14 protein-coding genes are annotated in these 13597 nt (G+C 62.8%); 4 read left to right on the top strand and 10 right to left on the bottom strand.

Features of this window, described 5'->3' with window-relative positions:
* Positions 1–198 precede the first annotated feature (198 nt).
* Positions 199–795: a L,D-transpeptidase family protein gene (locus AC0L2R_RS29780; RefSeq protein WP_027155920.1), complete on the bottom strand. Its 597-nt coding sequence runs from the start codon at positions 793–795 to the stop codon at positions 199–201.
* 84 nt (positions 796–879) lie between these two features.
* Here AC0L2R_RS29780 and AC0L2R_RS29785 point away from each other — a divergent pair, with 84 nt between their 5' ends.
* Both AC0L2R_RS29785 and AC0L2R_RS29790 read left to right on the top strand, forming a co-directional pair.
* A complete protein-coding gene (locus tag AC0L2R_RS29785; protein ID WP_027155919.1) occupies positions 880–1563 on the top strand; it encodes a response regulator transcription factor in 684 nt (227 codons plus the stop codon).
* Between the two features lie 232 nt (positions 1564–1795).
* Entirely contained in the window at positions 1796–2251 is a 456-nt protein-coding gene (locus AC0L2R_RS29790; protein WP_287056962.1) for a cyclic nucleotide-binding domain-containing protein, read from the top strand.
* Positions 2252–2459: 208 nt separating this feature from the next.
* Here the strand turns inward: AC0L2R_RS29790 and AC0L2R_RS29795 are convergent, their stop codons facing one another.
* The 6 genes from AC0L2R_RS29795 to tesB form a co-directional block, all read right to left on the bottom strand.
* Positions 2460–3266 (bottom strand): exodeoxyribonuclease III, encoded by an 807-nt coding sequence (locus AC0L2R_RS29795; RefSeq protein WP_027155918.1) that lies wholly within the window; start codon positions 3264–3266, stop codon positions 2460–2462.
* Positions 3267–3537: 271 nt separating this feature from the next.
* Positions 3538–4221, bottom strand: coding sequence for an outer-membrane lipoprotein carrier protein LolA (locus AC0L2R_RS29800; RefSeq protein ID WP_027155917.1), 684 nt, complete (start codon positions 4219–4221; stop codon positions 3538–3540).
* A 165-nt stretch (positions 4222–4386) separates the two neighbouring features.
* Positions 4387–7026, bottom strand: a complete 2640-nt coding sequence (locus AC0L2R_RS29805) for an FtsK/SpoIIIE family DNA translocase (RefSeq protein ID WP_473513147.1) — start codon at positions 7024–7026, stop codon at positions 4387–4389.
* 369 nt (positions 7027–7395) lie between these two features.
* The gene (locus tag AC0L2R_RS29810; protein WP_287056968.1) at positions 7396–8823 is read right to left on the bottom strand and encodes an ammonium transporter; all 1428 of its coding nucleotides are present in this window, start codon (positions 8821–8823) and stop codon (positions 7396–7398) included.
* Positions 8824–8854: 31 nt separating this feature from the next.
* Positions 8855–9193: a P-II family nitrogen regulator gene (locus AC0L2R_RS29815; protein WP_023800571.1), complete on the bottom strand. Its 339-nt coding sequence runs from the start codon at positions 9191–9193 to the stop codon at positions 8855–8857.
* Positions 9194–9413: 220 nt separating this feature from the next.
* Positions 9414–10289 (bottom strand): acyl-CoA thioesterase II, encoded by an 876-nt coding sequence (gene tesB, locus AC0L2R_RS29820; protein WP_091592239.1) that lies wholly within the window; start codon positions 10287–10289, stop codon positions 9414–9416.
* A gap of 157 nt (positions 10290–10446) precedes the next feature.
* Between tesB and AC0L2R_RS29825 the strand changes: the two genes are divergently transcribed.
* Complete coding sequence (locus tag AC0L2R_RS29825) at positions 10447–11706, top strand: ubiquinone biosynthesis hydroxylase (protein WP_473513150.1); 1260 nt, start codon at positions 10447–10449, stop codon at positions 11704–11706.
* Positions 11707–11748: 42 nt separating this feature from the next.
* Here AC0L2R_RS29825 and AC0L2R_RS29830 read toward each other — a convergent pair whose 3' ends face one another.
* The 3 genes from AC0L2R_RS29830 to AC0L2R_RS29840 form a co-directional block, all read right to left on the bottom strand.
* Positions 11749–12276, bottom strand: a complete 528-nt coding sequence (locus AC0L2R_RS29830; protein WP_473513151.1) for a hypothetical protein — start codon at positions 12274–12276, stop codon at positions 11749–11751.
* Positions 12277–12388: 112 nt separating this feature from the next.
* A complete protein-coding gene (locus AC0L2R_RS29835) occupies positions 12389–12745 on the bottom strand; it encodes a YciI family protein (RefSeq protein WP_473513153.1) in 357 nt (118 codons plus the stop codon).
* Between the two features lie 3 nt (positions 12746–12748).
* Positions 12749–12961 carry a hypothetical protein gene (locus AC0L2R_RS29840; protein ID WP_473513154.1) on the bottom strand — a complete coding sequence of 71 codons (213 nt, stop codon included), beginning with the start codon at positions 12959–12961 and terminating at the stop codon, positions 12749–12751.
* A 197-nt stretch (positions 12962–13158) separates the two neighbouring features.
* Here AC0L2R_RS29840 and AC0L2R_RS29845 point away from each other — a divergent pair, with 197 nt between their 5' ends.
* Positions 13159–13584, top strand: coding sequence for an OsmC family protein (locus tag AC0L2R_RS29845; RefSeq protein WP_091592234.1), 426 nt, complete (start codon positions 13159–13161; stop codon positions 13582–13584).
* The last annotated feature ends 13 nt before the right edge of the window (positions 13585–13597 follow it).

Genomic DNA, 13597 nt, shown 5'->3' on the forward strand with positions numbered 1-13597 from the left:
TTATAAGAGGCAGGTAGGGGAGTAGGGGAGTAGGGGAGTAGGAAAACGAAAAGGAAGCGGCGCGCCTGCGCAATCCTACTGACACTTTCTCCTGCCTACTGCCTACTGCCTACTGCCTACTGCCTACTGCCTACTGCCTACTGCCTACTGCCTACTGCCTACTGCCCTACTCCCCTACTCCCCTATTCCCCTATTGCCCTACCTCACCACCCTCATCACCGTGCGGTCCGACAGCAGCGGCAACAGCCGGGCCATCGTGCGTGCTGTCACCGCGACGCAGCCTTGCGTCGGTGTGAAGTCGGGGCGGGCCAGATGAAAGAAGATGGCGCTGCCGCGTCCGCGGCGACGCGGCGCAATGTTCCAGTCGAGCACCAGGCAGGCGTCATAAAGGCGGTCGGCGCGCAGCATCCGCTCGTGGCTGGCGCCATAGGGGATCTTGACCGGACGGTTGTAGTTGCGGTCCTCAGGCACTTCGCACCAGCCGAGATCGCGACCGATCGGCGCCATCGCCAGCCGGGTTTTGCGGCCGCCGGGAAAATGATCGTTGCGGAAATATCCCGACAGTATCCGCATCGACCCAAGCGGCGTGGCGCCATCGCCTTCGCGCTTGCCGGCCGATATGCCGCCGCGCCCCAGCGCACAGGAAAACACCAGTTTGCCAGCCTGCAGAAGTCCCTGGCTGGGGTGGCCGGGCCTGGCGCGCACGGTGAGAACACGAAGCCCTTTTCGCAAAAATGCGCTCGCCTCATTGCACGCGCGTTTTTTCTTGTATGATCGTGCCACGGAACAAATCATTGTGATCGGCTGTTGTGCCGGTCAGCTTCCGCATAAACAGGCAGCGGTCAACTGAATTTTCTTTTCAAAACAACGGATTGATCCATGACTTCACGCACCATTCTGATCGTCGATGACGATGACGACCTGCGCGGCACGCTCGTCGAGCAATTGTCTCTCTATGAAGAATTCGACGTCCTGCAGGAATCAACGGCCGCCAAAGGCATCGCCACGGCCCGCGGCGGCATCATCGATCTGCTCATCATGGATGTCGGCCTCCCCGACATGGATGGCCGAGAGGCGGTGAAGATACTGCGCAAGGGCGGCTACAAGTCGCCTATCATCATGCTGACGGGACACGACACCGATTCCGACACGATTCTCGGCCTCGAAGCCGGCGCCAACGACTATGTGGTCAAGCCGTTCCGCTTCGCGGTTCTCCTGGCCCGCATCCGTGCCCAGCTTCGCCAGCATGAGCAGAGCGAAGACGCCACCTTTTCGGTTGGCCCCTACACGTTCAAGCCTAGCCAGAAGCTTCTGATCGACCAGCGCGGGGCCAAGGTGCGGCTAACCGAAAAGGAAGCCTCGATCATCAAGTATCTCTATCGCGCCGACCAGAAGGTGGTGACGCGCGATGTGCTGCTCGAGGAAGTGTGGGGCTACAATTCCGGCGTCACCACGCACACGCTGGAAACCCATGTCTATCGGCTGCGCCAGAAGATCGAGCGCGATCCTTCTAACGCAGAAATTCTTGTGACAGAAAGTGGTGGCTACAAGCTGGTTCCTTAAATATTTAATCATTCAATCAGCGGTTAGGGGAGGCGCCGCTTTCGGGTACGATCCTGAGACTGGAGGTGGTTCTGGATCGAGCTCGCTGACGCAACGGCCCAAAAACCGGATTCGTTTTTTGGAAAGCCCGGTGCGTCGATTTCAAAGCGTTTAGAGCGTCCTTTGCCGCGTCCAAAGGAACGCTCGGCGCTCCAATGGAGGGATGGGACTGGCCGTTCGGGGACACAGCTAGATGGCGTTGGATGACGACATCCGCATCCTGTCCGCCGTGAGGCTCTTCGAGAGCTTCACGGAGGAACAGCTGCGTCTGCTCGCCTTTGGCGCGGAAACCACCAGGCTGCAGGCCGACCACAAGCTCTACCGCGAGGACGACGAGGCCGATTGCGCCTATATCGTGGTCAGCGGGCGCATCGTGCTGTATCGCGAGCAGGATGGCACCCGCGTCCCGATAGGCACGGCCGGCCCCGGTACGATGCTGAGCGAACTGGCGCTGATCGCCGACACCAACCGGCTGACCAGCGCATCTGCCGAGATCGATTCGGAAGTGCTGCGGCTCAGCCGCAAGATGTTCCACCGCATCCTGGAGGAATATCCCGATATCGCGGTCCACCTGCACCAGCGCATCTCCGAGGATTTTCTGGCAATGATCCGCCGCATCGAGAAGCTGGCGCCGCGTTTCGACGACTGAACCCGGATGCTTTCAACTCGCTCTCAGACAGACCGTGAAAGCCAGTCGGATCAGGGCGGCAAGGGCTGAGGTGTGCCGAGATTCAGATCAGGCCGAGCCGAGAATGATGGGATCCGAGAACCGGAGCGGAGCGTACTTTGGGTACGTGAGCACCGGAAGCGCAGGAAACCGTCATTCGCAGGCCGGCCTCATCTGAATATCGATACACCTAATCCAGGTCGAACCGCGCTATGACCGGCACATGGTCCGACGGCCGTTGCCAGCCGCGCGCCGGCCGCAGGATCTCGTAGCCGGCAAAGCTCGGCACCAGGTTCGGCGACGACCAGACATGGTCGAGCCGCCGGCCGCGATCCGACGCTTGCCAATCCTGCGCGCGATAGCTCCACCAGGTGTAGAGCTTCTGCTCGTAAGGCACGTTGAGCCGCATCAGGTCGACCCAGTCGCCGGCGAGCCGCATCGCCTCGAAATTTTCCGTCTCGACCGGCGTATGGCTGACCACTTTCAGGAGCTGCTTATGCGACCAGACATCGTGCTCGAGCGGCGCGATGTTGAGGTCACCGACCAGGATCGAGCCGGACACTTCGTCGTGCTCGGCGCGGATGGCGTTCATTTCGGCGACGAAATCCAGCTTGTGCTTGAACTTGCGGTTGATAACGGGGTCGGGCTCGTCGCCGCCGGCCGGAACGTAGAAATTGTGCAGCAGGATCGCCTTGCCGCCGGCTCGCACGGTGACCGACAGATGCCGGCAGTCCTCGATCTCGCAGAAGCGGCGCTTTTCGACAATCGCGATCGGCCGGCGCGCCACCGTCGCCACGCCGTGATAGCCCTTCTGGCCGTGGAAGGCGATGTGCTGATAGCCGAGCTTGCGAAACGCCTTCTCAGGAAACAGTTCGTCCGGAACTTTGGTTTCCTGCAGGCAGAGCACGTCCGGTGCCTGTTCGACAAGCAGGCGTTCGACGAGCGGCATGCGCAGGCGGACGGAATTGATGTTCCAGGTCGCGATCGAAAAGGGCATGTTTGGGATTCCGGGACAGCGCAAGGTCCGCCAGATGGCTCCGACGGAAAGTCAATCCCGGAAACTACTGCCAGCCGCGCACCGCAAAAACAAGCCGGCCGCACCCGAAGCGCGGCCCGGGCTGGCACCAGGATTCGCTGAGATTCAGGTCAGGCCGAGTCGAGAATGGTGGGTTCCGAGAACCGGAGCGGAGCGTACTTAAGGTACGTGAGCACCGGAAGCGCAGGAAACCGCCATTCGCAGGCCGGCCTCACCTGAATAACAGCGGATCCTACCGCGACTTGGTGTTCAGTTCGCGGTTGGCCGTGTAGTCGATGGCAAAGGTGTCGGGGGCGAAGCTTACGCCTTCCCTGACGTTGAAGATCATCACCGTCGTGTCCTTGCCTTGCGCGTCGGTGATCGTCCATTGGCGCAATTCGTAGGTTTTCGGATCGAACATCATGGTGATCTTCGAACTGCCGAACACCGATTTGTCGGCGAGTTGGATGGTGGTGACGTCGTTCTCTTCCTTGACGCTTTTGACGCGGCCGCCGGAGAGGTCGATCCTGGTGTCGAGCAGCAGCTTGAGCGGCGTTTTCGACAATGGGTAGAGATCGGACGTTTTCAGCCGCTTGTTGAGGATGACCACCGACTTGCCGTCGGAAATCACCCGGAAATTCGACGTCCCATCATAGTTGAAGCGTATCTTGCCCGGCCGTTCCAGAAAGAACTTGCCGCCGGTCTGCTCGCCCTTGGGTCCGAACTGCACGAATTCGCCGGCCATCGATTTGACCGAGGAAAAATGGTCGGCGATCTTCTGCGCGGTGGCTGGCACCGCCGCTTGCGCCGACGCCAGCAACTGGACCCCGGGCACGACATTGATGGCCGCGGCGCCGGCCAGGACCAGCCCGAGGCCAAGCAGTTGGCGGCGGGTCGGGGCAAAATCGCTGATCGTGGCGAAAGAAGAGTTTTTCATGCCGGTTACTCTCGTCTGGTTCATCTGTTGTCGCAGTGTTTGGCCCCCCAGTTGGGCTTAAGTTTGGCGGCCGAACAGCGCTTGGTCGTTGCAAACGCGCCAGAAGGTTCAAAGTTGCTGCCGTCAGGTTGCAGCCGCGAAAATCCCGTCGGCTTGGCGAGCGGATCAGAACTTGTCGTCCTCCGTCGGCACCAGAATTTCGCGTTTTCCGGCATGGTTGGCCGGGCCGACAATGCCTTCCTTCTCCATCTTCTCGATGATCGAGGCGGCGCGGTTGTAGCCGATGCCGAGCCGGCGCTGGATGTAGCTGGTCGAGGCCTTGCCGTCACGCAGCACCACCGCAACCGCCTGGTCGTAGGGATCGTCGGAATCCTCGAAATTGCCGCCGCCACCGCCCGAGCCACCCTTGCCCGACGGCTCGTCGTCGTCCTCGTCATCATCCTCGGTTATGGCATCGAGATATTCCGGCACGCCCTGCAGCTTCAGATGCGCGACAATCTTCTCGACCTCGTCATCGGAAACGAAGGGACCGTGCACGCGTTGGATGCGGCCGCCACCGGCCATGTAGAGCATGTCGCCCATGCCGAGCAGCTGTTCGGCGCCCTGCTCGCCCAGAATGGTGCGGCTGTCGATCTTCGACGTCACCTGGAAGGAGATGCGGGTCGGGAAGTTGGCCTTGATCGTGCCGGTGATGACGTCGACCGACGGCCGCTGCGTCGCCATGATGACGTGGATGCCGGCAGCGCGCGCCATCTGCGCCAGGCGCTGCACCGCGCCTTCGATGTCCTTGCCGGCGACCATCATCAGATCGGCCATCTCGTCGATGATGACGACGATGTAAGGCATTGGCTCGAGATCGAGGTTTTCCGTCTCATAGACCGCTTCGCCGGTCTGCCGGTCGAAGCCGGTCTGCACGGTGCGCGAGATTTTTTCGCCCTTCTTCTCGGCCTGCTGCACCCGCGCGTTGAAACCGTCGATGTTGCGGACGCCGACCTTCGACATTTTGCGGTAGCGGTCCTCCATTTCGCGCACGGTCCATTTCAGCGCCACCACCGCCTTCTTCGGATCGGTGACGACGGGCGTCAAAAGATGCGGGATGCCGTCATAGACCGAGAGCTCCAGCATTTTCGGGTCGATCATGATCAGCCGGCAGTCCTGCGGCGTCAGTCGATAGAGCAGTGACAGGATCATGGTGTTGATGGCGACCGACTTGCCCGAGCCGGTGGTGCCGGCGACCAGCACGTGCGGCATCTTGGCGATGTCGACGATGACCGCCTCGCCGTTGATGGTCTTGCCGAGCGCCAGCGCCAACTTGGCCTTGGTGGTCTCGAAATCGCGGCTGGCCATGATTTCCCTGAGATAGACGGTCTCGCGCTTGGCGTTCGGCAGTTCGATGCCGATGGCGTTGCGGCCGGGCACCACGGCGACGCGGCAGGCGATCGCGCTCATCGAGCGGGCGATGTCGTCAGACAGGCCGATGACCCGCGACGATTTGATGCCGGGCGCCGGTTCCAACTCGTAAAGCGTGACGACCGGGCCGGGGCGGACATGGATGATCTCGCCCTTGACGCCGAAATCCTCCAGCACGCCCTCGAGCAGGCGGGCATTCTGCTCGAGCGCGTCCTTGGACAGGCTGGCGTCGCGCACGACGTTCTTCGGCTCGGACAGGAAATGCAGCGACGGCATTTCGAATTGTTCGGAGCCGATCAGCGAGGACTGCGCTTCGCGCTGGACACGCGCGCCCGGAACCGGCCGCGGCGCCGGCGCCGCGACGCGGGTGGCTGCATCGGAGCGGAACGGTTGCACCTTCGCATTGAGCGCAGCGCTGCGCGCAGGCTCCGGCGCAAAATCCATGTCATCGTCATCGTCGAAAACATCGGCGTCGTCGAGCGAGGCGCTACGGTCGTTGACCATGGCGGCGAAGAATTCCGGCTCGACGCGGGCCCGGCCATCGGCACTCATCCGCGACTCGGCGAATTCGGCCGATTCGACCCGTTCGGCAGCGCGCCGCCAGGCGCTGGCGCGCTCCATCTCCGGTTCGAAATCGTCGCGCTCGCGGCGGCGCGCGGCGCGGCGGCGGAGATAGGCTCGCAACGATAGCCACCAATGCGTGATCGCGCCTAGCGCCAGAATGCCCTCGTCGCCCTCATCCTCGTCATTGTCGAAAAGCAAGTCGTCCTGGTCCCTCGGATCGGCTGCGGCCGGTTGCTCCAGGACGGCGAAACCGTTCTTGCGTGCAATCAGCGCCGAGCCGTAGGCAAACAGCCACAGCGCCGGCGCGGCCAGGAGCACGGCGAGCACGCTGGCGATGAGACCGGTCGGATAGCCGCCGACGACGAAGCCTGGGATCTTGAGCACCATGTCGCCGAACACGCCGCCGAGACCGGTCGGCAGCGGCCAGGTCTTGGGCGGCACCACGCAACCGGCCATGGCCGCGGCAAGCACCGCGTAGCCGAACCAGGCGAGCCCGCGCTTCGGCAGCCTGTCGACGCCGCGCGCCGAAAACAGCAGAAATCCCCACACCACCGCCGGCACCAGCGCCGCGACCGCAGCAAGGCCGAAGAACTGCATGGCCAGGTCGGAGAAGACAGCGCCCACATAGCCCATGGCGTTGGTGACGATGTTGTCGGTGGCATGGGAGAAGCTTGGGTCGGCGACGTTCCAGGTGGCGAGGCTGGCGACGCCGAAGGCGACCAGCGCAAACAGGCCGGCGCCGAGCAGCCGGCCGACCTGACGCCGCGCGAACGCCTGGATGCCGTGCCCCGTATCGGCCAGCGCAAGCGGTGCTGAAGCCCCTGAACGCATTCGTCGTTCCCCGTCTGTCATGGACTGGCCGGACGCATGACGTACTCCGGCAGATTCGGATGCCAGACTATCGGCGGGAAGGTTAAGGCCGCATTAACCATGGGTGCGTGCCGGCGCTCCCCGAGTGGAAACCGGTCACACAAATGGCGGGCACGCTGGCCGGCCGATGTTTCATCGCCCAAGATCGATCAGGCGCCCGATCAAGCGATTGTGACCGAGCCTGGACTGCCACCGGCGTGCATCCCACGAAAAAGAGGCCCGGAACCGGTCCGGGCCTCAATGCGTGAGCCCTTTTCGGGAGCGTCACGACGGGAGGGAAGGTGTTGGGCGACCGAGGCCGCCCCAGACAAGACCCACAGGTGGCCTGGCTTACGGGTGATAGGCCGCTTCGCCATGCGCGGTGAGGTCGAGCCCTTCGCGCTCTGCATCGGCTGTCGGGCGCAAGCCTACGATCATATCGACGATCTTGTAGAGGATGGCGCTGCCGATGCCCGACCACAGGACGGTTACCAGGACACCCTTGAACTGCGACCACAACTGGGTCGCCGTGCCGGCATAGCCGGCGGCGAAGTCGGCCGTCGAATAATCGACGATGCCGGCGCCGCCGAGGGCGGGATTGACCAGGATGCCGGTGCCGAGCGCGCCGATGATGCCGCCGACGCAGTGGATGCCGAAGACATCGAGGCTGTCGTCGTAGCCGAACTTGTTCTTCACGACCGAGACGAAGAAGTAGCAGACGCAGCTGGCGACGATGCCGAGCACGATGACGCCCATCGGTCCGCCAAAGCCGGCGGCGGGCGTGACGGCGACAAGGCCGGTAACAGCGCCCGAAACCGCGCCAAGCATGGAGGCTTTGCCGCGCAGCAGCGTTTCGAGCACGATCCAGGTCACTGCCGCCGCGGCTGTGGCGACGAAGGTGTTGACCATGGCCAGCACCGCATAGGCGTTGGCTTCGAGGTTCGAACCGGCATTGAAGCCGAACCAGCCGACCCACAGCAGCGACGCGCCGACCATGGTCAGCGTCATCGAATGCGGCGCCATGACGTCCTTGTTGTAGCCGATGCGCTTGCCGATCATCAGCGCGCCGACGAGGCCGGCGATGCCCGCATTGATGTGAACGACGGTGCCGCCGGCAAAGTCGATGGCGCCGAAGCTGAAGATGAGCCCCGACGGGTCGCTGTAAGCGCTCGGGCCGCCCCAGAACCAGACCATATGCGCGATCGGGAAGTAGACGAATGTGACCCACAGGATGGTGAAAAGGATCACGGCCGAAAACTTGACGCGTTCGGCGAAGGCGCCGACGATCAGGGCAGGCGTGATGCAGGCGAAGCTCATCTGGAAGATGACGAACACCAGTTCAGGAATGGCGACGCCCTTGGTAAAAGTTTCCGACACCGTCGTCACGTCGACGCCGGCGAGAAACATCTTGGAAAGGCCGCCGACGAAGGCGTTGCCGGGGGTGAAGGCAAGGCTGTAGCCGTAGAAAACCCAGACGATCATGACCACGCTGGTGATGGTGAAGACCTGCATCAGCACCGACAGCATATTCTTGGCGCGAACCAGGCCGCCGTAGAAAAGGGCAAGGCCGGGAATGGTCATCAGTAGCACCAGGATGGTGGAGATCATCATCCACGTCGTGTCGCCCTTGTCGACGGTAAAGGCCGGCGCTGCTGGCGCGGCCGGTGCGGCCGGCGCCGCTTCCTGCGCGAATGCGGCGAACGTGCCCAGCGCTGCGATAGCGAGTGAGCCTAGCAGCGCGGTGCGCGCCACCGACTTCAAAGTAGAAGGAATATTCATTGAACTCTCCATTGGAATACGTTTCCGCAGCTCAAAGCGCGTCGGTGTCTGTTTCGCCGGTGCGAATGCGCACCGCCTGGTCGATGCCGAAAACGAAGATCTTGCCGTCGCCGATCTGACCGGTCTTGGCCGCCGCAGTGATGGCTTCGACGGCCTTGTCGACCATGTCCAGGCCGACCGCGACTTCGATCTTGATCTTCGGCAGGAAGCTGACCGCGTATTCCGCCCCGCGATAGATTTCCGTGTGGCCCTTCTGACGCCCGTAGCCTTTGACTTCGGTGACGGTCAGGCCCTGGATGCCGACTGCGGTGAGCGCTTCGCGCACCTCGTCGAGCTTGAACGGCTTGATGATTGCCATCACGATTTTCATAAGGTTTCACCCTTTACTGTTGCGGGTCCCCCGCGTTTGCACGACTTCGCCGATCCCCATGAGAGCCGGAGAGTGCCCGCTAGGATTCAAGCTCCGTGCCAGTTGCCGAAGCAGGGTGTTAAGCTGCTGTTAAATAACGACTTGGGGAAGGTTTGTCGGCTGACTGTTCATAGTCGCGGCAGCGCAGCTGATTAAAAAGTAGGCAATTTTGCAAAATTGCCTATTCCGCGGGCGGCCGCTTCAGCCTGATCAGGCCTTCCTGGGCAACCGAGGCGATCAACGTGCCGTCGCGGGCAAACAGCGACCCGCGCGTGAACCCCCGCGACCCTTGCGTCGACGGGCTGTCCTGAGTGTAGAGCATCCAGTCGTCCAGCGCATGGCTGCGATGGAACCACATGGCGTGATCGAGGCTCGCCGCCTGGATGTCGCTATCGAAGATGGCGCGGCCATGCGCAAAGGTGGAGGTATCGAGCAGCGTCATGTCGGAAAGATAGGCAAGCACGGCCGCCTGCGCGGCGCGATCGCCCGGAACCGGGCCGGTCGTGCGGATCCAGATGTTCTGTTTCGGCTCCAGCTTCTCCCGGCTGGTGTAATGCTCCAGCATCACCGGCTTCATCTCGATCGGCCGGTCACGCTCCCAGTAGCGCCTGATGCCGTCGGGCACGGCCGCGCCGAACTTGCCGATCAATTCGCGCTGCGACAGCAATGTGTCGGGCGCCGGCACGTCCAGCGGCATCGGCACCTGGTGCTCGAGACCGACCTCGTCCTGCTGGAACGAGGCTTCCAGCGAAAAGATCGCCTGGCCGTGCTGGACAGCCACGACACGGCGCGTGGTGAAGGAGCCGCCGTCGCGGATGCGGTCGACCTGGTAGATGATCGGCACCTTGGTGTCGCCCGGCCGCATGAAATAGCCGTGCAGCGAATGCACGTGGCGTTCGGGCTCGACCGTTCGCTGGGCGGCGACCAGCGCCTGGGCGATGGTCTGGCCGCCGAAGACACGCTGCCAGTCGAGTTTGGGGCTGCGACCACGGTACAGGTTGTGTTCCAGCTGCTCGAGGTCGAGAATGCCGAGAAGCTCGTCCATGGCCGCCGTCATGTTTCGCGCCCTCGTGTCGTTTTGATTCCGAAGTTCGCCTTAATTTCGATATTTCACTCGAAGCGAGCTTCAGAAGCCGCAAAAGTGTTATGGCGTTTCCGACAGGAATGACGGGCAGTCAAGGCCGGAAAGGAATTTGGCCGGAAAGGAATTTGCCATGGTCGACAAGGCGGATGCAAAAAACCGAACCGCGCTCGACATTCTGGTCGCCGGCGCCGGCTATGTCGGCCTTGCCGCCGCCGTATCGCTGAAACAGGCGCGACCGAGCCTGGCCGTCGCTGTCGTCGACGCCGCGCCCGCCGGCATCTGGCAAAAGGACGGCCGCGCCTCGGCGATTGCCGCTGCCGCTTGCCGCATGCTCGACCAGCTCGGCGTCTGGGCCGAAATCGCCCCCGAGGCGCAGGCGATCACCGAGATGATCGTCACCGATTCGCGCACCTCCGATCCGCTGCGCCCGGTGTTTCTCACGTTCGATGGCGAGGTCGCGCCCGGCGAAGCGTTTGCGCATATGGTCGCCAACCGGGATTTGAATGGCGCCTTGCGCCGGCGCGCTGAAACACTCGGCATCGACATCATCGAAGGCGTCGCCGTCAGTGCCTTCGACGTCAACGGTGCAGGCATCACCGTGCATCTTGCCGACGGCGCGACGCTGAAGGCGCGGCTGCTGATCGCCGCCGACGGCGTCAACTCGAAGCTGCGCGACATGGCCGGCATCAAGACGGTGAAATGGGACTACGGCCAGTCCGGCATCGTCTGCACCGTCGCGCATGAACGGCCGCACAATGGCCGCGCCGAAGAGCATTTTCTGCCAGCCGGCCCGTTCGCCACGCTGCCGCTCAAGTCGGACAAGGACGGCACCCACCGCTCGTCGATCGTCTGGGTCGAGCGGTCGGAAGACGCCGAAAAACTGGTCGACGGCGACGACCTCGTCTTCGAGCACGAGCTGGAACAGCGGTTTGGCCTGAAGCTCGGCGAAATTCGCGTCGCCGACAGGCCGCGCGCCTGGCCGCTCGGCCTGACCATCGCCCGCGATTTTGTCGCGCCGCGCATTGCGCTCGCCGGCGACGCCGCCCACGGCATCCACCCGATCGCCGGCCAGGGCCTCAATCTCGGTTTCAAGGATGTCGCGGCATTGGCCGAAGTGGTGGTCGAGGCCGACCGGCTCGGCCAGGATGTCGGTGCGCTCGACGTGCTCGAACGCTACCAGCAGTGGCGGCGCTTCGACACGCTGCAGATGGGCATCACCACCGATGTCCTGAACCGTCTGTTTTCCAACGACATCGGCCCGTTGCGCGCCGTCCGCGACATCGGCCTCGGTCTCGTCGAACGCATGCCGCGGCTGAAGGATTTCTTCATCCGCCAAGCGTCCGGTCTGTCCGGCGACACGCCGAAACTGCTCAAGGGCGAGGCGATCTGAACCCGACTGACGGGCCGGCATCACCTGAATATCAGCACACCCTTAGTTGACCTCGAAGCCGAGCTTCTGGCGCAGCCGCAGTATTCTCTGGTCGGATATTTTTAGGGGTTGCTCACCAGCCTGCGCCGCGCGGTTAACCATCTGCAGCAAATCGTTTCGCTCAGTCACATCGAGACGTTCGCGCAGGAACGGCGCCAGTTTGTCGATGACGATCGTGGCATCGTCGATCTGGGACGCCGCCCATTTGGCGTAGACCACGGCCTCATCGGTCTTCTCGTCGTCTGCAATCTCCGAAATCACCGACCGAACCACGGCTTCGCGCTGCGGCAGGACAGGGCCGTTCTCGGCAATGATGGCGGTGATCAGCGTCGCGGCCGCCACGACCGGATCGTCGATCGCCGTCAGCGGTGAGAGCGCCGCCTGCTTGCGCAACCTCTTGCGCCGAATGTTGCCTTGCACACGCCCGACGACGTCCGCGACCTCGCGCGCCGCATCGTTCATGGCCTTCATCCGATACCACCAGAACGCCGCCACTCCCAACAGCCCAATTGCAGCAATCAGTATATGCATGCCCGAAATCCCCCAACCGCAGCGACGATAGGAGAAGTGCTGTCTCGCTTCAACACGCAAAAGTTGCGCCCGCCGAAGAAATCGATTCCGCCGGGCGCAACCGGAATAATGTTCAGGATCCCGGCACGTTGTAGATCGCCCTGACCTCGATGGTGCCGATTTCGGCCAGCGGAATCCCGCCGGCAATCTCCAGCGCCTCGTCGATATCCCCCGCCTCGATCATGACGAAGCCGAGCAATTGCTCCTTGGTCTCGGCGAAGGGACCATCGGTGATCAGCCGCTTGCCCTTGCGCCGGCGCACGGTTTTCGAGGTTTTTACCGACTGCAGCGCCTGCGCGACGATCAGCCGGCCGCTTTGCTCCACCGATTTGTCATAGGCCAGCGAGTCGGCGTCGAGCCTGGCCAGCCTCTCCGGGCTCATTGCGTAAAGGTCTTTTTCCTCACCATAAACCAGGCAAACATATTTCATCTCTCATCTTCCTTGTTGGGACGAACTGTTGGCGATCAAGGTCCCAGCCGGGCTTTTGACCGCCGCATGATCGAGAAGGGATACCGCAACCCCTATCATGGCGACCGCAGCAAGCAGTCGACCGAAACCGGAAGGTTGCCGATCCAACCGGTCAGGTTCCTGTTCAGCCGCCTTTCGGCCGGTGTCACTCCAGTGAGCAGAAAACAGACTATTCATGGTGTCCTCCATTCGGCCACGAAACCCGTGGCCGCCCGCAGGACGGCCGAGGCAGATGGAAGTCGACATTTTTTGCACGCGGATTTTTTTTTACGCGTCGCCATTGGCGCGAAAGCACGGGTGGCCTTCGTGCCCGCGCGCGCTATAGTCGACCAGACGCCGATCACGGCTCAGCCACCACAATCAAGGAGGACTTCATGGACCGCACCGCAAACGCCGTCTGGAAAGGCAATCTGAAAGAGGGCAACGGCACGCTCGACACGCAGAGCGCGGCCCTGAAAGCCACGCCCTACTCGTTCAAGGCGCGGTTCGAGGACGAAAGCGGCAAGGCCGGCACCAATCCGGAGGAACTGATCGCAGCGGCGCATGCCGGCTGCTACGCCATGCAGTTCTCTCACTTCCTGGCCGAGAACGGCACCCCCGCCACCGAACTCGACGCCAAGGCGGTGGTGACGCTGATCCCTGGCACGGGGATCACAGGCAGCGCGCTCACGGTGGTCGGCAAGGTGCCGGGCATCGATGCGGCGAAATTCCAGGAGCTGGCCGAGAAGGCCAAGGCCGAATGCCCGGTCTCGAAGGCGCTCGGCGCCATAAAGGTTTCGCTCGACGCCAAGCTCGGCTGAGCAGATGGCATGA

It is taken from the genome of Mesorhizobium sp. WSM4820 (genome assembly GCF_055811075.1).